The following is an 18,483-nucleotide window of genomic DNA, read 5'->3' on the forward strand; positions in this document are numbered from 1 at the left end:
TTTGCTTTGCGCGCCGCACATGTTTGTGCCGATAAGCCGCGCTACTTAAGGTCACACAGATGGACATGCAATCGCGAATTCGCCAGCTTTTTCAGGCCAGTATCGACACCAAGCAACAGGCGATGGACGTACTTGCACCGCACATCGAGCAAGCCAGCCAAGTGATGGTCAACGCCCTGCTCAACGAGGGCAAGATGCTTTCGTGCGGCAATGGCGGCTCGGCCGGCGACGCCCAGCACTTCTCTTCGGAACTGCTCAACCGCTTCGAACGCGAGCGCCCGAGCCTGCCGGCGATCGCCCTGACCACCGACAGCTCGACGATCACCTCGATCGCCAACGACTACAGCTACAACGAGGTATTCTCCAAACAGATCCGCGCCCTGGGCCAACCCGGCGATGTGCTGCTGGCGATTTCCACCAGCGGCAACTCGGCCAATATTATTCAAGCGATCCAGGCCGCACATGATCGCGAAATGATTGTCGTAGCATTGACCGGTCGTGACGGCGGCGGCATGGCGTCCCTGCTATTGCCAGAAGACGTCGAGATCCGCGTACCGGCCAATGTCACCGCACGTATCCAGGAAGTCCACCTGCTGGCGATCCACTGCCTTTGCGACTTGATCGACAGCCAACTGTTCGGGAGTGAAGAATGACCCCTAATCGCCTAGGCCTTCTGGCCCTGACCCTGTGCCTCGGCATCAGCGGCTGCACATCGGTGGTTAACGCCAGCCGGGAAAAGCCGATTGAAGATGACCGCGGCACCCGCACCTTCGGCAGCAAGATCGACGACTCCCTGATCGAAACCAAAGTGGGAGTGAACATCGCCAAGGCCGACCCGGACCTGGACAACAACTCGCACATCGTCGTCACCAGCTTCAACGGTGTCGTGCTACTCGCCGGCCAAACCCCGCGCGCCGACCTCAAGGCCAAGGCCGAACAGGAAGCCAGCGCTGTGCAGCGGGTCAAGACCGTGCATAACGAATTGCAGGTCTTGCAGCCTTCCTCGCTGCTGGCGCGCCAGAACGATGCGTGGCTGACCACCAAGATCAAGACCCAGATGCTCACCGACGCCAGCATTCCTGGCTCACGCATCAAGGTTGTGACCGAGAATGGCATCGTTTATCTGCTGGGTTTGCTGACCAAGAAAGAGGCCGCCCAGGCGACCAACCTGGTGCAGGGTGTGTCTGGGGTGCAGAAGATCGTCAAGTTGTTTGAATACATCGACTAAGGGGTGGTTCGGTTGCGGGCTTTGTGAGACGCAGCTTGTTGGTCATGTTGATCATTTAAGAAAACGGCGCTTCTTCCAGGGTGGGAAGGCGCCGTTTTTTTATGGGCGGGATTTTCGGGTTTTGGGTGTATATCCGTTGCTGCGGTGACGGCCACTGACGGTTCCGCTCTTACAGCGGGTCACTTTTGGAAGAGCGCCAAAAGTAACCAAAAACGCTCTGCCCCACCACTCGGTGCCTCGCTAGGGCTCGGCATGCCCGAACGCAGGCATTGCTCCGTGGGCCGCCGCGAAGGGCCATCCATGGCCCAGCGCGGCTACCTCGGCATCCATGCCGAGGTGCCCACTGCGCAATGCCTACGTTCGGCCAGCGTGGTTTAACGGGGCGTCAAAGATCAAGATCAAGATCAAGATCAAGATCAAGATCTAAAGCAAAGCAAGGGCGGGGATATATCCAGCATCTATGTGGCTGGGCCACCGCTATCGCGAGCAAGCTCACTCTTACATGGGGTTGTGGGTGTTCGCAGCAGCTACACACGACACAAACACCTGTGGGAGCGCGATCCCCATCAAGAACCAGGTCGGCTATCAGGCCGCCTCGCAGTGGACGTTGATCTCGGCGCCCCGTTAACCACGCTGGCCGAACGCAGGTATTGCGCAGTGGGCAACCCGGCATGGATGCCGGGTTAGCCGCGCTGGGCCATGGATGGCCCTTCGCGGCGGCCCACGGAGCAATGCCTGCGTTCGGGCATGCCGAGCCCTAGCGAGGCACCGAGTGGTGGGGCATATAGCGTTTTGCTTACTTTTGCGCTTTTCAAAAGTGAGCCGCTGTAAGAGCGGAACCCTAAGTGGCCGTTACCGCAGAAACGGATATACACACCAATCCACCAATAAATGCAGCCAAAAAAAAATGCCCACATCTCTCGACACAGGCATTTTCCTCAGCGAACAGATCACCCGCTCCGCTACTTCACCACCTTAAGACTAGGCCTACCGCTAGGCCGCGGCGGCTCGTCATCCGGTGGTGGCAGGTCGTCATCCGGCTCGAACTCTTCTTCACCGTCCAACGGCGCTTCCAGCTCAAACACCATGCCCTGGCCATTCTCCCGGGCATAAATCCCCAGAATCGCAGCAACTGGCACGTACAGGGTGTGCGGCACACCACCGAAGCGCCCTTCAAAGCTGACGGCGTCATTATCCATGTGCAGGTGACGCACAGCGGCTGGCGACACGTTCAGGACAATCTGCCCATCATTGGCAAAACCCTGCGGCACCTGCACCGACGGAAATTCGGCATTGACCAACATGTGCGGGGTGCAATCATTGTCCACAATCCACTCGTAGAGCGCGCGGACCAGATAAGGTCGACTGGAGTTCATAGCGGCTCCCTAAGCCTTAGCGCATGTCACGTTCGACACCAGACAGACTCGCCTGGAAAGCCTCACGCGCGAATTGGCGCTCCATATAATCAAGCAGCGGCTTGGCAGGCCGCGGCAGTTCGATACCCAGAATCGGCAAACGCCAGAGTATGGGCAATAGGCAGCAATCCACCAGACTTTGTTCCTCACTGAGGAAAAACGGCTTATCGACGAATAGCGGCGATACGCCAGTCAGGCTTTCACGCAATTCCTTGCGTGCCACGACCCGCGCCGGCTCCTTGGTCCGGGAATCCAGGATCAGATCCACCAACCCGCACCAGTCACGCTGGATGCGATGGATCAGCAAACGGCTATTGGCACGCGCGACAGGGTACACCGGCAGCAAAGGCGGATGCGGATAACGCTCATCCAGATATTCCATCACCACGGTCGACTCCCACAATGCCAGGTCACGATCGACCAGCGTAGGCAGGCTGCCGTAAGGGTTCACCTCGATCAGCTTCGGCGGCTGACGGCCCGCTTCGACGTAAATGATCTCGGCGCTGACACCCTTCTCTGCCAGTACGATGCGTACCCGGTGGGAATAGTGGTCGGCGGGGTCGGAGTAACAGGCCAACCGATTGGTCACGCCCATGGCGATCCTCCTCGCTTGTTGAAATTATCGAAAAACGGAAAAACGAGCGCGCCCAGAGGGCGTCTCCCGTAACACCTGGCTGGCCAGGCTCGTTACATTAGAGACGCCCTTGGGCGCGCACGATTAACAGCAACGGCTTACAGCTTTATCAATGCACGTCTTTCCAGTATTCACGCTTGAGCAGGTACGCGAATACGAAGAAGAACGCCAGGTACAGCAATACATAGGTACCGATGCGCTGATGCTCCAGCTTCACCGGATTGGCCGAGTAGGCCAGGAAGGTCACCAGGTTCTTGACCTTCTCGTCGAACTGCTCCGGCGTCAGGCTGCCGGTGTTCGGCAATACAGTCAGCTGGTCGCAGGCTTCATGAGTCAAAGCAGTGCCGGTCAGCGGGTCGAATTGCTTTTTACCGCCCTCAACGATCTGAACCTGTTTGCAGCCTACCACCTGGCGCCCCTGGAGGCCGACCAGTACGTTAGGCATGCCGACGTTCGGGAAGACCTTGTTGTTCACGCCCCATGGACGCGCAGGATCTTCGTAGAACGAACGCAGGTAACCATAAAGCCAGTCAGTCCCACGCACACGGGCGACAAGGGTCAGGTCCGGCGGCGCGGCACCGAACCAGGTCTTGGCATCCGCAGGCTGCATGCCGATGGTCATGTGATCGCCCAGCTTGGCACCGGTGAACACCAGTTTCTCGAGCATCACTTCATGAGGAATGCCCAGGTCATCGGCAACACGCTCGTAGCGCTGGAACTTGGCACTGTGGCAACCCATGCAGTAGTTGGCGAACGTACGTGCGCCGTCCTGCATGGCAGCTTTGTCGGAAACGTCGATGTCGACCTTTTCCAACTCTGGACCACCGTGTTCAGCCGCGAAGGACAATACAGGCATGGCAGCAAGAATCAGTACAGCAAATAGCTTTTTCATCAGCCAGTCACCCTTTCCGGAACCGGTTTGGTCTTCTCGAGCCTTGTGTAGAACGGCATCAGAATGAAGTAGGCGAAGTACAGGAAGGTGCAGACCTGCGACAGCAGCGTCCGACCCGGCGTTGGCGCCAGCACACCCAACACACCCAGGATCACGAACGAGATGCAGAACACCACCAGCCAGATCTTGCTCAGCCAGCCTTTGTAGCGCATCGATTTGACAGGGCTGCGGTCCAGCCACGGCAGGACGAACAGCACTGCGATGGCCGCGCCCATGGCGATAACGCCCATCAGCTTGTCCGGGATCGCCCGCAAAATCGCGTAGAACGGCGTGAAGTACCAGACCGGGGCAATGTGCTCAGGGGTCTTGAACGCGTTCGCCTGCTCGAAGTTCGGCTTCTCGAGGAAGTAACCACCCATTTCCGGGAAGAAGAACACGATGGAACAGAAGATGAACAGGAAGACCACCACGCCGACGATATCTTTCACGGTGTAGTACGGGTGGAAGGCGATGCCATCCAGCGGTACGCCGTTCTCGTCCTTGTGCTTCTTGATGTCCACGCCATCGGGGTTGTTCGAGCCGACTTCGTGCAAGGCCAGGATGTGCAGAACCACCAGGCCAAGGATCACGATCGGCAGGGCGACCACGTGCAGGGCGAAGAAGCGGTTCAGGGTAATGCCCGAGATCAGGTAGTCACCACGAATCCACTGGGTCAGGTCGTCACCGATGACCGGGATCGCACCGAACAGCGAGATGATCACCTGGGCACCCCAGTAGGACATCTGGCCCCACGGCAGCAGGTAGCCCATGAAAGCCTCGGCCATCAGCGCCAGGTAGATCAGCATGCCGAAGACCCACACCAGCTCACGAGGCTTCTGGTACGAACCGTAGAGCAAGCCACGGAACATGTGCAGGTAGACCACGATGAAGAACGCCGAAGCGCCGGTGGAGTGCAGCAGACGCAGGATCGAGCCGTACTCGACGTCGCGCATGATGTATTCGACGGAGGCAAACGCTTCTTCCGCCGACGGGGTGTAGCTCATGGTCAGCCAGACACCGGTGACGATCTGGTTGACCAGAACGAGCAGCGCCAGGGAGCCAAAGAAGTAGAAGAAGTTGAAGTTCTTCGGAGCGTAATACTTGCTGAGATGGTCTTCCCACATTTTGGTCGCGGGAAAGCGCGCATCAACCCAATCCATGAATTTGCTCATCACGCTTTCTCCGTATCGACGCCAACGACAATGATGTCATCGGTCTCATAGGAATGCGGGGGAACTGGCAGGTTCAGAGGTGCAGGCTGCGACTTGTAGACGCGACCGGCCAGGTCGTAGTGGGAGCCGTGGCAAGGGCAGAAATAACCACCGACCCAGTCCTTGCCCAGGTCGGCAGGCGCCACTTCAGGGCGGAACGTTGGCGAGCAACCCAGGTGCGTACAGATCCCGATCAGCAGCAGGACCTCTGGCTTGATCGAACGCGTCTGCGGGTCGACATAGGTCGGTTGCGTAGAGTTCTTGGAGGACGGGTCGGACAACTGACCCTCGATCTTTTTCAGATTCCCCAGGATTTCCTCTGTACGGCGGACGATGAACACCGGCTGGCCGCGCCACTCAGCAATCATCTGCTGGCCTGGCTCGATCTTGCTGACATTCACTTTCACCGGTGCACCTGCGGCTTTCGCCTTGGCACTGGGAAACCATGACCCCACGAACGGGACCGCAGCCCCCACCGCTCCTGCAGCACCCACCACGGATGTGGCTGCTACCAGGAAGCGACGCCGGCCTGCATTCACGCCGTCATTGCTCATTCAGTCCTCTCCCATCAGCTTTGTGGCCTGTTAGATCAGGCGTCTACTAAGTAAAAATCTGAACTTATAAAAATTTTGCCGAATGGTAATGAAAAGCCCCAATTCTGACAAGGTAATTACCAAGCGGCCAAACCGCCAAGCCTTGTAGTATAGGGGCTCTACGAATGTGGCAAGTTGTCACAGAGCAATTCTTTTGCCCATAAAAAAACGCCCAGCTCCGTGAGGAACTGGGCGCCTTTTGAAAGCGGAAGCGAAATTAACGCTTCGAGTACTGCGGACGCTTACGCGCTTTACGCAGACCGACTTTCTTACGTTCAACTTCGCGAGCATCGCGAGTTACGAAGCCGGCTTTGCGCAGAGCACCACGCAGAGTCTCGTCGTAATCCATCAGGGCGCGAGTGATGCCGTGGCGGATTGCGCCAGCTTGACCACTTACACCACCACCGATAACGGTGACGTAGATGTCGAATTTTTCGACGGTCTCGGTCAGTTCCAGCGGCTGACGAACTACCATGCGGGCAGTTTCGCGGCCGAAGAAGTTATCCAGGGAGCGGTTGTTGATGGAGATATTACCAGTGCCCGGACGCAGGAAAACGCGTGCGGTTGCAGTCTTGCGACGGCCAGTGCCGTAATTTTGAGTCGCCGACATAATGAACTATTCCGTTAAAACTTCAGTTCTTGGGGCTGCTGAGCAGTATGAGGGTGAGCAGCGCCCGCATAAACCTTCAGCTTACGATACATGTCGCGACCCAGTGGGTTTTTAGGCAGCATGCCTTTAACCGCGGTCTCGATCACGCGCTCAGGGGCTTTGGCGATCAGCTTTTCAAAGTTGATCGACTTGATGCCGCCAGGAAAACCGGAGTGGGAGTAGTACATTTTGTCAGTGGTTTTAGCGCCAGTAACACGTACTTGCTCAGCGTTGATCACGACGATGTAGTCACCGGTGTCAACGTGAGGGGTGTACTCAGGCTTGTGCTTGCCACGCAGACGGCTCGCGATTTCGGTGGCCAGACGACCCAGGGTCTGACCAGCAGCGTCGACGACAAACCAGTCGCGCTTTACTGTTTCCGGTTTAGCAGTAAAAGTTTTCATTCTTTATAGCCTCAGGGGCCGCCCTGTAAATTAGACGGCGGATCTTACTGAATAGTGCGTACTTTGACAAGTCAAAGGCAGCCGGATACAGACGCTTTCGGGGGCTCGGGTCGGCGCGTCCGTTCAACGGCAAGATTCTTCGGCGGCGGCGCATCACTTCCACTGCAGAAAGAGGTGCGCAATTATGCAGATTGCGAAAAATATTTCAACCTGCTTTTATGATTGTTTTGCCCAAGGAGTTCCCGATGGACTATCGCCCGCTAGGCCGTACCGATCTGAACGTGAGTGCCCTGTGCCTCGGAACCATGACCTGGGGTGAGCAGAACAGCGAGGCCGAGGCCTTCGCCCAGATCGAACGCGCCAAGGGTGCCGGCATCAATTTCATCGACACCGCCGAGATGTACCCGGTGCCGCCCAAGGCCGAAACCTACGCCACCACCGAGCGCTACATCGGCAATTACTTCAAGAGTCGCGGCGATCGTGCCGACTGGATCCTGGCGAGCAAGATCGCCGGCCCCGGCAACACTATCGACTACATCCGCGACAAGAACCTCAAGCACAACCGCCGCCACATCGTCGAAGCCGTGGACGCCAGCCTCAAGCGCCTGCAAACCGACTACATCGACCTTTATCAGTTGCACTGGCCGGAGCGCAGCACCAACTTCTTCGGTCAACTGGGCTACCAGCACAAGGCCGACGAAACGTTCACCCCGCTGGAGGAAACCCTCGAAGCCCTGGACGAACAGGTTCGCGCCGGCAAGATCCGCCATATCGGCCTGTCCAACGAAACGCCGTGGGGCACCATGAAGTTCCTTGCCCTGGCCGAGGCCCGTGGCTGGCCGCGAGCGGTGTCGATCCAGAACCCGTACAACCTGCTCAACCGCAGCTTCGAGATCGGCCTGTCGGAAATCGCCATTCGCGAGCAATGCGGCTTGCTGGCTTATTCGCCACTGGCGTTCGGCTTCCTGTCGGGCAAATACGAAAACGGCGCACGGCCAGCCAAGGGCCGCCTGACGCTGTACAGCCGCTTCATGCGTTACTTCAACCCGCAATCGGAAGCGGCGTGCAGCCGTTATGTGGCCCTGGCCCGCGAACATGGCCTGGACCCGGCGCAGATGGCCCTGGCGTTCGTCACCCGGCAGCCGTTCGTGACGAGCAACATCATTGGCGCCACCACGCTGGAGCAACTGGACAGCAACATTGCCAGCTTCGACCTGAAGCTGTCGGACGCAGTGCTGGCGGGGATTGAGGCGATCCACAAGGATCAGCCCAACCCGGCCCCTTGATCGATTCATAGGCCCCATCGCGAGCAAGCTCGCTCCCACAAGGGTTCTGTGCTGGTTACAACACAGTGATCAGACACAAATCGCCTGTGTGCGAGCTTGCTCGCGATAGCGGCCCCAAGTTCACCACCGCATCAAAGCGACCGCGCAATGATCTCCTTCATGATCTCATTGGTCCCGGCATAGATCCGCTGCACCCGCGCATCCGCCCACGCCCGGGCAATCGGGTATTCCCACATGAAGCCGTAGCCGCCATGCAACTGCACGCACTCGTCGAGCACCTTGCATTGCAGGTCGGTGCCCCAGTACTTGGCCATCGCCGCCGTCGGCACGTCCAGCTTGCCTTGCAGGTGCAATTCCAGGCAGCGGTCGACGAAGACCCGGCCGATCTGGATTTCGGTGGCCATTTCCGCGAGCTTGAAACGGGTGTTCTGGAAGTCCGCGATGGATTTGCCGAATGCCTTGCGCTCGCGGGTGTAGTCCAGAGTCCATTGCAGCGCCGCTTCAGCCGATGCCAGGCCGCCGATGGCGACGGTCAGGCGCTCCTGGGGTAGCTCCTGCATCAAGTAGGCGAAGCCCATGCCGGCCTGCCCCAGCAGGTTCTCCTTCGGCACACGGACATCCTGGAAGAACAATTCCGACGTGTCCTGGGCCTTCATGCCGACTTTTTCCAGGCGTTTGCCCTTTTCAAAACCCAGCGTGCCCGCCTCCACCAGGAACAGGCTGGTGCCCTTGGCGCCGGCCTTCGGATCGGTCTTGGCGACCACGATCACCAGGTCCGCCAGGAAACCATTGGTGATGAACGTCTTCGAGCCGTTGATGACGTATTCGTCGCCGTCCAGCACCGCCGTGGTCTTCACCCCTTGCAGGTCGGAACCGGCGCCCGGCTCGGTCATGGCGATGGCCGTGACCATTTCGCCGGACACCAGTTTCGGCAGGTACTTGTGTTTCAGCGCCTCACTGCCGTAATGCAGAATGTACGGCGCGACGATGTCGGAATGCAGCGAGAACCCGATCCCCGTCAGCCCCAGGCGGCCGATTTCCTCGATCACCACCGTGCTGTAGAGAAAATCGGCGTCCAGCCCCCCATAGGCTTCTGGAAGGTGCGAGCACAACATGCCCGCCTCCCCTGCCTTGTTCCAGAGCTGGCGATCGACATGTCCCTGTTTTTCCCACTGGCTGTGGTACGGCACGGCTTCTTTTTCGAGGAAGGTTCGTACGCTGTCGCGAAACAATTCGTGTTCGGGACTGAACAGTGTTCTGGGGATCATGGCGCACCTTTGGTTTTTGTTGGGCGTGGTTATCCGACAGAGCCTAAGCCTGCGGGGTACGACAGGACACTGGACACATCCGACAAAAAATAAGACGATCCAGCCGTCTGGTGACCACTTTCCCCTATAAAAATAAAGATGAATTATGTCTATGCACGCCTCCACGCCCTTGCGGCGCGTCAGCATCCTGGCAATCGACCGGGTCTTCGCCTCGACCCTCATGCAAGCCAAGGATTTTTTCCACCTGGCCAGCCTGCGTTATGGCAAACAACTGGGCCACGGCCTGACGCCGGCTTTTGAAACCCGACTGGTCAGCCCCGATGGCAAACCGGTGAACAGCTTCAGCGATGTAATCATGCCGGTGGACGGTGTCCTGGAAAACACCGATGTCATCATCCTGCCGGCCTTCTGGGATGATTTCGCCACCCTCTGCCAACGTTATCCCCAGGTCCTGCCTTGGCTGCGAGAACAACACGCGCGCGGCGCGGTACTCTGCGGCGAAGCCACCGGGGTGTTCTGGCTGGCGGAGGCCGGGTTGCTCGACGGCAAGGAAGCCACCACCTACTGGCGCTTCTTCAATGCCTTCAAGGAACGCTTCCCCCAGGTACACCTGAACCAGGACAAGCACCTGACCGACGCCGACAACCTGTTCTGCGCCGGCGGCACGACCTCAGCCTGCGACCTCTACATTTACCTCATTGAACGCTTCTGTGGCGCCAACGTCGCCCAGGCCGTGGCGCGGGACATCTTGTATGAGGTGCAACGCAGCTATTCGCCAGGACGGATCGGCTTCGGCGGGCAGAAACTGCACCAGGACGTGATCATCCTCCAGATCCAGCAATGGCTCGAAGAGCACTTCGCCGATAAATTCCGCTTCGAGGATGTTGCCCGGGAACATGGCATGAGCATCCGCAATTTCATGCGCCGCTTCCAGACCGCCACGGGCGACAAACCGCTGCATTACCTGCAACGGCTGCGGATCGAAACCGCCAAGGGCCTGCTCTCCGGCAGCCGCAAGAGCATCAAGACCATCAGTTATGAAGTTGGCTATGACGACGCGAGCTTTTTCGCCCGGCTGTTCCGGCAACATACCGACCTATCGCCGAACCAGTATCGGCAGCAGTTTCAGCAGGCGGCGTAGCCCGAGGGCTGGCAAGCTCCCTCCCACAGGGTTATGCCGTGAACGGCTGATTCCACGGGCACAAAAAAGGCCTGCAATCACAGGCCCTTCTTTTTTCCGAATTGCCCTACGGCTTATGCGCCCGCGCCAGGAATTCGTGGGACTGCATTTCCAGCAAACGACTCAAGGTCCGCTGGAATTCGAAGGTCAAGCGGCCGCCGGTGTAGAGGTCCTTGAGTTCGACTTCGGCCGAAATGATCAGCTTCACGTTACGGTCGTAGAACTCGTCGACCATGTTGATGAAACGGCGGGCGATGTCGTCGGTGGTGACGCTCATCTGCTCGACATTGCTCAGCAGCACGGCGTGGAAGATCTTGCCCAGTTCGATGTAATCGTTCTGGCTGCGGGGCCCGTCGCACAGTTCGCGGAAGTCGAACCAGGCCACGTCATCGCACGTACGCACGGCACGGATTTCGCGATTTTCGATGACCAATACATCATTTTCCACGGCCTGGGTGCATTCCGGCGTCAGGGCGCGGAAGCTCTTGCGCAGGCTCTCTTGGGCAGCGGCATCCAGCGGAAAGTGGAACAGCTCCGCTTGTTCGAGGTGACGCAGGCGGTAGTCGACGCCGCTGTCGACGTTGACGATTTCAGTGTGTTCCTTGATCAGCGCGATGGCCGGCAGGAAGCGCGCCCGCTGCAGGCCGTCCTTGTACAGGCCGTCCGGCACGATGTTCGAGGTGGCGACCAGGGTCACGCCGTTCTTGAACAGCTCTTCCATCAAGGTGCCCAGGATCATGGCGTCGGTGATGTCGGACACGAAGAACTCATCGAAGCAGATCACCCGGGTCTCGTTGGCAAAACGCTTGGCGATGATGGTCAGCGGGTTCTTCTCGCCGCCCAGGGTCTTCATTTCCTCGTGCACGCGCTTCATGAAGCGGTGGAAGTGCGTCCGCGTCTTCTCCTTGAACGGCAACGCCTCGAAGAAGGTGTCCACCAGGTAGGTCTTGCCACGGCCCACGCCGCCCCAGAAATACAGGCCCTTGACTGGTGCCTGGTCTTTTTTGCCGAACAGTTTGCCCAACAGGCCCGGCTTGTTGTTCGAGGCCGCGACCAGGTCGTCGTACAGGCGCTGCAAATGCCGCACCGCCGTTTCCTGGGCTGCGTCGTGGAAGAACTCCGGGCGTTTCAGATCTGCTTGATATCGTTCTAGGGGCGTCATATTCGTTAGCAAGGCAACAAAAACGGGCCGTCACTGTAGCGACGGCCCAGAGGAATGGCAATCGGCCCTTACTCGGGCCGATGGTCGGATGACGTGCCGGATCAGTCCTGGGCAGGCGTCAAGGCAACACGCAGCGCATCGACGGCGGCATCCCGCGCGGCGCTGTCAGCAAAAGCCGGGCTATTCGCCACGCACTCGCCGTCGAGCCAGACGCTGAAACCCAGGTCGTCGCTGCGTACGTCCAAGGGCTGGCCGGACTGCAATTGCTTGGTCACCTGCCCCGCGGTCTTGCCGTCGGCAAAATGGTTCGACAGCAACAGTTGCTCGCCGTCGGCGGACAGCAGTCGGAAGCGGAAACTGCCGTCGTCTTCGCGAAAACTGACGAAGCGTGCTGTCTTGGCGGCTTTCTTCTTGGTGCTGGCGGCCACCTGGACCTGGCTGACAAACGAACGCAGGCCAACAGCCTCGCGCAGTTCGTTGAGGAACGGCGTTGCCACGGCCCGGGCTTTTTTCGCGCCCAGTTGCAGGATGTCTTCAAGGTCCGATGGACGCTCAATGAACTGGTGATAGCGCTCGCGCGCTTCACCCAGCTCGCCGTCGAGCAACTGGAACAGGCGGTTCTTGGCTTCGCCCCAACCAAGGCCCTGCAGCAGTTCGTTGCGGAACTCGGCAGACTGTTCGGCAGTGGCGAAGGCCTGGAACAGGGTGAACAGATGCGAATTGTCCGGATCCTTGGCTTCGCCCGGGGCACGCGAGTCGGTGACGATCCGCGAGATCGCGTCCTTCATGTCCTTGGCGCTGCTGAACAACGGGATGGTGTTGTCGTAGCTCTTGGACATCTTGCGGCCATCGAGGCCCGGCAGCGTGGCGACGCTTTCTTCGATCAGCGCCTCGGGCATGGTGAAGAACTCCTTGCCCTGGCCGAACAGGTGGTTGAAGCGCTGGCCGATGTCGCGGGCCATTTCCACGTGCTGGATCTGGTCGCGACCGACCGGCACCTTGTGGGCGTTGAACATCAGGATGTCGGCGGCCATCAACACCGGGTAGCTGTACAGCCCCATGGTGATGCCAGCGTCCGGGTCTTCGCCGGCCTCGACGTTCTTGTCCACCGACGCCTTGTAGGCGTGGGCACGGTTGAGCAGGCCCTTGGCGGCGACGCAGGTCAGCAGCCAGGTCAGCTCCGGGATCTCGGGAATATCGGACTGGCGATAGAACGTCACGCGGTCCACATCCAGGCCACCGGCCAGCCACGTAGCGGCGATTTCCAGGCGCGAACGCTGGATACGCAGCGGATCATCGCACTTGATCAGGGCGTGGTAGTCAGCCAGGAAGTAGAACGAATCGGCGTTGCTGTCGCGGCTGGCGAGGATCGCCGGACGGATGGCGCCGGCATAGTTGCCCAGGTGCGGGGTGCCGGTGGTGGTGATGCCGGTCAGGATACGGGTACGCGTCGTCATGGGTTATCGCTTGTCAGACTGCTGTCAATTCGAGAGGCGCGGCAGGATCAGATCCTTGAGATCGGTCAGCTTGCCATGAAAAAAGTGTCCGCATTCTGCCACTTTCAGCAGCTCATGGGGACGTTGGAGCGTGTCGGACCATTCGTAAACCAATTGCGGATCGACCACTTCGTCGGTTTCCGGCTGGATCACGGTCAACTGGCCGCTCATCGGTAAGGGCGACTGCTCGTCCAGGCGCATCACCGCCGGGGCCACCATGAACAGGTGCTTGACCGGCTGCCCCTGGGCTTCCAGGCGCCCGCCCAGGCTGGCGGCGACGAAGCCACCGAAGGAAAAGCCGAACAGTGTCAGGGGCAATTGCGGGTATTTTTCCCGCAGCCATTGCGCGACAGCCTGGGCGTCGTCCACTTCTCCGGTGCCCATGTCATGATTGCCGGCACTGGCACCTACGCCACGATAATTGAAACGCAACGTAACCAGGCCAGCATCGCGGGCAGTGCGTTGCAGGGTCGAGACCACTTTGTTGAGCATGGTCCCACCCTGCACCGGGTTCGGGTGGCAGATCAGCGCCAGGCCACGGGGAGCCTCGCTGTCCAGGTACAAGGCTTCCAGTTGGCCCACCGGGCCATCGATGACTACAGGGGTTTCGCGCATAAGCAAGGGAAAGAACTCCGTGACCTCGAATAGGGTCGACTCGTCTAGCTAAAGTCTGTGCCTGGCATGATTGCGATGTTCTTCGCGGTATACAGCGCAGGTCCGAGCCGTTAACGTAAAGCAAAGCCGTTTATAGAGGAAGGACTCGTGGAACACTCGCTCTTAGTTTGGTTGTTGCCGACTCTTGCCCTGGTTGCCGGTGTCGCCATTGGATTCCTGCTTGCCCGACTGCTGCCCAACGCGGTGCCCAACAGCACGCAACGTCAGCTGGACGACATCCAGGAACGTTTCGACAGTTATCAGAATGAAGTGGTCACTCACTTCAACAGCACCGCGTCCCTGGTGAAAAAACTCACCCAGAGCTACCAGGAAGTCCAGGATCACTTGTCCGAGGGTGCCAATCGCCTGGCCCTGGACGAGCAGACTCGCCAACGCCTGCTGGCTGCCCTGCACGCCGATTCGGCGCAGGCTCCACGGGAACGCCTGACCCCGCCAAAGGATCAGGAACCGCCCCGGGACTACGCCCCCAAGGCCCCGAATTCGCCCGGCATGCTCGATGAGCATTACGGTTTGAAGAAGTAATCGCCAAGCAACAACCAAAAGCCCGCCCGATCACATGATCGGGCGGGCTTTTTTATGGGTTTCAGATCCGTTGTGGCGAGGGAGCTTGCTCCCGCTCGATTGCACAGCAATCGCAAAAAAGGGACCGCTTCGCGGCCCAGCGGGAGCAAGCTCCCTCGCCACGGGGTGTTTTTGCCTGAAGTATTTTTCTCAGCTTAAGCCAACACCTCACCCGCCACTTGATCGACAGCACCTTTGGTGATGTCGACGATCAGGTCTGCATCCTCGCGGGTCAGGATCAATGGCGGGGCGAAGCCCAGGATGTCACCGTGGGGCATGGCGCGGGCGATCATGCCGCGTTCCAGGCAAGCCGCCGAGACTTTCGGGCCGACCTTGAGTGCCGGGTCGAACGCCGTGCGCTGTTCACGGTCGGCCATGAATTCCACCGCCGCCAGCATGCCGTCACCACGCACCTCGCCCACCAGCGGATGACCTTCAAGGGTTTCACGCAGGCGACGATTCAGGTAGCCGCCAACATCCTCGGCGTTGGCCGTGAGGTTTTCCCGTTCAAGAATGTCGAGGTTCGCCAGTGCCGCCGCCGCGCAAATCGGGTGCCCGGAATAGGTCCAGCCATGGCCCATGGCCCCTTCGGCCTGGGAGGCTTTTTCAATCACGCTCCAGACCTTTTCCCCGATGATCACCGCCGACAAGGGCGCATAGGCACTGGTCAGGCCTTTGGCGGTGGTGATCAGGTCCGGCTTCATGCCGTAACGCTGGCTGCCCATCTTCGAACCGAGGCGGCCGAAGGCGCAGACCACTTCATCGGCGATCAACAGCACGTCATATTTTTTCAGCACGGCCTGGATCGCATCCCAATAACCGGCCGGGGGAACGATGATGCCGCCGGTGCCCATCAGCGGTTCGCCGATGAACGCCGCCACGGTGTCCGGGCCTTCGGCGAGGATCATTTTTTCCAGCTCATCGGCGCAGTAACGCACGAACGTCGCTTCGTCCATGCCCGCCGGGGCCTTGCGATACCAGTGGGGGCACACGGTGTGCTTGACCCCTTCCACCGGCAGGTCGAAATGTTGGTGGAAGGTCGCCAGGCCGGTCAGGCTGCCGGTCATGATGCCCGAGCCATGGTAGCCACGGTCGCGGGAGATGATTTTCTTCTTCTGCGGTCGGCCCAGCACGTTGTTGTAGTAGCGCACCAGCTTGACCTGGGTTTCATTGGCATCGGAGCCGGACAAGCCGTAATAGACCTTCTTCATGCCCTCCGGCGCCCAGTCCATGATGCGGCTGGACAGCTCGATGATCGCCTCGCTCGAATGGCCGACGTAGGTGTGGTAGTAGGCCAGTTCCTTGGCCTGCTTATAGATGGCGTCGGCCACCTCGGTGCGGCCATAGCCGATGTTCACGCAGTAGAGGCCGGCAAAGGCGTCGATGAACTCCCGGCCTTCATGGTCGCGAATGCGAACGCCTGACGCACTCTTGATGATCCGCCCCTTGAGCGCGCCGCTGGCGTGGTCGTGAGCGTGGGTCGAGGGGTGCATGAAATGCGCACGGTCTTGTTCGAACAGCGTATTGAGTTCTTGGCTCATGCGGGCTCTCCTGGGAACTGGCCTTGATGGTGCAGGCAGAAATATTTGGTTTCGACAAAGGGCTCGAAGCCCTCGCTGCCACCCTCGCGGCCGAGGCCCGAGGCTTTCATGCCACCGAAGGGAATCGGGTGGCCGGTGAACTTGACGCCGTTGACCGCGACCATGGCATGGTCGAGACGGCGGATCAGCGGATAAATGACGTCCAGGCGGTTGGAACAAATATAGGCCGCCAGCCCGTACTCGGTGTCGTTGGCCATTTCGATGGCTTCGTCCAGGGTGTCGAACGGCATCACCCCGGCAATGGGCGCGAAGTTTTCTTCACGGTAGATGCGCATCTGTGGCGTGACATCGGCCAGCACAGTCGGTTGGTAGAACAACCCGCCCAAGGCATGGGCCTCACCGCCCACCAGGCGTTGAGCGCCAAGGGCCAGCGCATCGGCGACGCGGTCAGCGGTCGCATCGAGCGCCGCCTGGTGCATCAACGGCCCGACCTCCACGTCCTGCTCCTGTTGATCGACCATGGCCGGCCCGACGCGCAAGGCGCGCACCGCTGCGGCGAAACGACTGAGGAATGCCTGGTATACCGGGCGCTGCACCATGATCCGGTTAGCCGCACAGCAATCCTGGCCGGAGGTCTGGAATTTCGCCTCCACGGCGACTTTCACCGCCAAGGCCAGGTCGGCATCGGCGCAGACAATAAATGGCGCGTTGCCGCCCAGTTCCAGCGCGACTTTCTTCACGTCATGGGCTGCCGCCTGCAACACCAGCTTGCCCACCCGGGTCGAGCCGGTGAAGCTCACCGAGCGTACGCGACGATCCTTGACCAGGGTTTCCATGGCCATTTGCGGCTCGCCCAATACCACGTTGAAAACCCCGGCAGGAAAGCCTGCCTCCTCGGCCAGTTGCGCCAGGGCCATTGCCGAGTAAGGGGTTTCGTGGGCCGGCTTGATCACCACGGTGCAACCGGCGGCCAGGGCGGCGGCGGCCTTGCGGGTGATCATCGCCGACGGAAAATTCCACGGCGTCAGCAGCGCACAGACGCCTACTGGCTCCTTGATCGTACCCAGGTGCGCACTCGGGATATGGCTGGGGATGTTCTGCCCGTACAGGCGCCGGGCTTCCTCGGCGAACCACGGGATGAAGCTGGCAGCGTAGGCGATTTCGCCGCGGGACTCGGCCAATGGCTTGCCCTGCTCCAGGCTGAGAATGTGCGCGAGGTCTTCGCTGTGTTCGACGATCAATGCCGCCCAGCGCCGCAGCAGTGCGCCCCGGCTCTCCAGGCTCTGCTCACGCCACGCCGGGAATGCGCGATGCGCCGCGTCCACCGCCGCGACAATCTGCGGCTGATCGAGCATCGGCACATGGCCGATGACCGTGCGGGTGGCGGGGTTGTGCACAGCGATACTGTGGCCGCTGTCGCTGTGGACCCAATGGCCGTCGATGTAGCAAAGCGCCTTGAACAGTAGCGGATGTTGGTAAGTCATGACGTTCACTCCAGAGCGTGTGCGTGAAGCCATGCTAGGGCAGCGGCGCTTGGGTAATCGGCTGTTTGCCGTGGGGCAAACCCTGGTTTTTTTCTGAATCGAGGGCGGCAAAAACAGGTTTTCTGCGGTGCTCAGGACGGCTCGGCCAACTCCGCCGGCAAGGCGCCGCTGGTCTTGATGGTCTTGGTGACGATGTAGGTGAAGTAGCGTTCGATGCCGAGGTCTTCCAGCAGCAGTTGATCGACGAAACGCTGGTAATAGTCGACGTCCGGTGCCTGGATCATCGCCAGGTAATCGACCCCGCCACCGGTGGCGTAACAGAACGCCACTTCTGGCGCGGCGATCATGCGTTGCTCGAACCGGCGCATGTCCTGGGCGGTGTGGCGGGCCAGGGTGATCTCCACCAGCACCTGTTGGCGCTTGAACACCGCGCCCCAGTCGATCTGCGCCCGGTAGCCGCTGATCAACCCGGCCATCTCCAGCTTGCGCACCCGTTCCCAGGCCGGCGTCACCGACAGGTTGATGGCTTCGGCCAGGCTCGACTTGGTGATCCGTCCATCTTCGGCGAGGATTTGCAGGATCTTGAGGTCGTAGCGATCGAGTTTGTGCATGGGCGGCGCTCTCCAGTCAGTTCAGGCATCACACCGATTACTGTGGCGAGGGAGCTTGCTCCCGCTGGGGCGCGCAGCGGCCCCGATCTCGGTTCCGTCTGCCCCAGGCCGAAAAGCGACGACTGCTTCGCAGCCGAGCGGGAGCAAGCTCCCT

At 59.9% G+C, this 18,483-nt stretch carries 20 protein-coding genes; 6 read left to right on the top strand and 14 right to left on the bottom strand.

Annotated elements, in window-relative coordinates:
• Window positions 1-59: 59 nt before the first annotated feature.
• From BLO97_RS11950 to BLO97_RS31895, 3 genes are all read left to right on the top strand, one after another.
• Window positions 60-653 (top strand): phosphoheptose isomerase, encoded by a 594-nt coding sequence (locus BLO97_RS11950; protein WP_007928463.1) that lies wholly within the window; start codon window positions 60-62, stop codon window positions 651-653.
• Window positions 650-1,228 carry a BON domain-containing protein gene (locus BLO97_RS11955; protein WP_003178201.1) on the top strand — a complete coding sequence of 193 codons (579 nt, stop codon included), beginning with the start codon at window positions 650-652 and terminating at the stop codon, window positions 1,226-1,228. The genes BLO97_RS11950 and BLO97_RS11955 overlap by 4 nt, the downstream gene beginning before the upstream one ends.
• Window positions 1,229-1,480: 252 nt before the next feature.
• Window positions 1,481-1,606, top strand: coding sequence for a hypothetical protein (locus BLO97_RS31895; protein ID WP_256571814.1), 126 nt, complete (start codon window positions 1,481-1,483; stop codon window positions 1,604-1,606).
• A 584-nt stretch (window positions 1,607-2,190) separates the two neighbouring features.
• Here the strand turns inward: BLO97_RS31895 and BLO97_RS11960 are convergent.
• The 7 genes from BLO97_RS11960 to rplM all read right to left on the bottom strand — a co-directional run bounded on the left by BLO97_RS11960 (window position 2,191) and on the right by rplM (window position 7,065).
• Window positions 2,191-2,604, bottom strand: coding sequence for a ClpXP protease specificity-enhancing factor (locus BLO97_RS11960; RefSeq protein WP_053124982.1), 414 nt, complete (start codon window positions 2,602-2,604; stop codon window positions 2,191-2,193).
• 16 nt (window positions 2,605-2,620) lie between these two features.
• A complete protein-coding gene (locus BLO97_RS11965) occupies window positions 2,621-3,238 on the bottom strand; it encodes a glutathione S-transferase N-terminal domain-containing protein (RefSeq protein ID WP_003178195.1) in 618 nt (205 codons plus the stop codon).
• A gap of 148 nt (window positions 3,239-3,386) precedes the next feature.
• Window positions 3,387-4,169, bottom strand: a complete 783-nt coding sequence (locus tag BLO97_RS11970) for a cytochrome c1 (protein WP_063324477.1) — start codon at window positions 4,167-4,169, stop codon at window positions 3,387-3,389.
• Window positions 4,169-5,380, bottom strand: a complete 1,212-nt coding sequence (locus BLO97_RS11975; protein ID WP_063324476.1) for a cytochrome b — start codon at window positions 5,378-5,380, stop codon at window positions 4,169-4,171. Before BLO97_RS11975 ends, BLO97_RS11970 begins: the two co-directional genes overlap by 1 nt.
• Entirely contained in the window at window positions 5,380-5,973 is a 594-nt protein-coding gene (petA, locus tag BLO97_RS11980) for a ubiquinol-cytochrome c reductase iron-sulfur subunit (protein ID WP_060740746.1), read from the bottom strand. Before petA ends, BLO97_RS11975 begins: the two co-directional genes overlap by 1 nt.
• A 256-nt stretch (window positions 5,974-6,229) precedes the next feature.
• The gene (rpsI, locus tag BLO97_RS11985) at window positions 6,230-6,622 is read right to left on the bottom strand and encodes a 30S ribosomal protein S9 (protein ID WP_003205364.1); all 393 of its coding nucleotides are present in this window, start codon (window positions 6,620-6,622) and stop codon (window positions 6,230-6,232) included.
• A 14-nt stretch (window positions 6,623-6,636) separates the two neighbouring features.
• Window positions 6,637-7,065, bottom strand: coding sequence for a 50S ribosomal protein L13 (rplM, locus tag BLO97_RS11990; RefSeq protein ID WP_003205365.1), 429 nt, complete (start codon window positions 7,063-7,065; stop codon window positions 6,637-6,639).
• A 245-nt stretch (window positions 7,066-7,310) separates the two neighbouring features.
• Here rplM and BLO97_RS11995 point away from each other — a divergent pair, with 245 nt between their 5' ends.
• Entirely contained in the window at window positions 7,311-8,351 is a 1,041-nt protein-coding gene (locus tag BLO97_RS11995) for an NADP(H)-dependent aldo-keto reductase (protein WP_092149508.1), read from the top strand.
• Between the two features lie 131 nt (window positions 8,352-8,482).
• On the opposite strand, the gene BLO97_RS12000 is transcribed toward BLO97_RS11995, so the two are convergent.
• Window positions 8,483-9,619, bottom strand: a complete 1,137-nt coding sequence (locus tag BLO97_RS12000) for an acyl-CoA dehydrogenase family protein (RefSeq protein WP_063324474.1) — start codon at window positions 9,617-9,619, stop codon at window positions 8,483-8,485.
• Window positions 9,620-9,863: 244 nt separating this feature from the next.
• Between BLO97_RS12000 and BLO97_RS12005 the strand changes: the two genes are divergently transcribed.
• Window positions 9,864-10,760, top strand: a complete 897-nt coding sequence (locus BLO97_RS12005) for a GlxA family transcriptional regulator (protein WP_175489844.1) — start codon at window positions 9,864-9,866, stop codon at window positions 10,758-10,760.
• A 106-nt stretch (window positions 10,761-10,866) separates the two neighbouring features.
• Here the strand turns inward: BLO97_RS12005 and zapE are convergent, their stop codons facing one another.
• The 3 genes from zapE to BLO97_RS12020 form a co-directional block, all read right to left on the bottom strand.
• Entirely contained in the window at window positions 10,867-11,961 is a 1,095-nt protein-coding gene (zapE, locus tag BLO97_RS12010; RefSeq protein WP_092346002.1) for a cell division protein ZapE, read from the bottom strand.
• A 101-nt stretch (window positions 11,962-12,062) separates the two neighbouring features.
• Window positions 12,063-13,418, bottom strand: a complete 1,356-nt coding sequence (locus tag BLO97_RS12015; RefSeq protein ID WP_092149495.1) for a tryptophan--tRNA ligase — start codon at window positions 13,416-13,418, stop codon at window positions 12,063-12,065.
• A 24-nt stretch (window positions 13,419-13,442) separates the two neighbouring features.
• Window positions 13,443-14,072: an alpha/beta hydrolase gene (locus tag BLO97_RS12020; RefSeq protein WP_063324470.1), complete on the bottom strand. Its 630-nt coding sequence runs from the start codon at window positions 14,070-14,072 to the stop codon at window positions 13,443-13,445.
• Window positions 14,073-14,219: 147 nt separating this feature from the next.
• On the opposite strand from BLO97_RS12020, the gene BLO97_RS12025 reads away from it, so the two are divergent.
• Complete coding sequence (locus tag BLO97_RS12025; RefSeq protein WP_046063603.1) at window positions 14,220-14,654, top strand: Z-ring associated ZapG family protein; 435 nt, start codon at window positions 14,220-14,222, stop codon at window positions 14,652-14,654.
• Window positions 14,655-14,848: 194 nt separating this feature from the next.
• Here BLO97_RS12025 and BLO97_RS12030 read toward each other — a convergent pair whose 3' ends face one another.
• The 3 genes from BLO97_RS12030 to BLO97_RS12040 form a co-directional block, all read right to left on the bottom strand.
• Window positions 14,849-16,234, bottom strand: a complete 1,386-nt coding sequence (locus BLO97_RS12030) for an aspartate aminotransferase family protein (RefSeq protein WP_092223703.1) — start codon at window positions 16,232-16,234, stop codon at window positions 14,849-14,851.
• The gene (locus BLO97_RS12035; RefSeq protein ID WP_092346004.1) at window positions 16,231-17,718 is read right to left on the bottom strand and encodes an NAD-dependent succinate-semialdehyde dehydrogenase; all 1,488 of its coding nucleotides are present in this window, start codon (window positions 17,716-17,718) and stop codon (window positions 16,231-16,233) included. The genes BLO97_RS12030 and BLO97_RS12035 overlap by 4 nt, the downstream gene beginning before the upstream one ends.
• 131 nt (window positions 17,719-17,849) lie before the next feature.
• The gene (locus tag BLO97_RS12040; RefSeq protein ID WP_092346006.1) at window positions 17,850-18,329 is read right to left on the bottom strand and encodes an Lrp/AsnC family transcriptional regulator; all 480 of its coding nucleotides are present in this window, start codon (window positions 18,327-18,329) and stop codon (window positions 17,850-17,852) included.
• Window positions 18,330-18,483: the final 154 nt, after the last annotated feature.

The sequence above is a fragment of the Pseudomonas sp. NFACC05-1 genome, from assembly GCF_900100135.1.
In the GTDB taxonomy this organism is placed as follows: Bacteria; Pseudomonadota; Gammaproteobacteria; order Pseudomonadales; family Pseudomonadaceae; genus Aquipseudomonas; species Aquipseudomonas fluorescens_Q.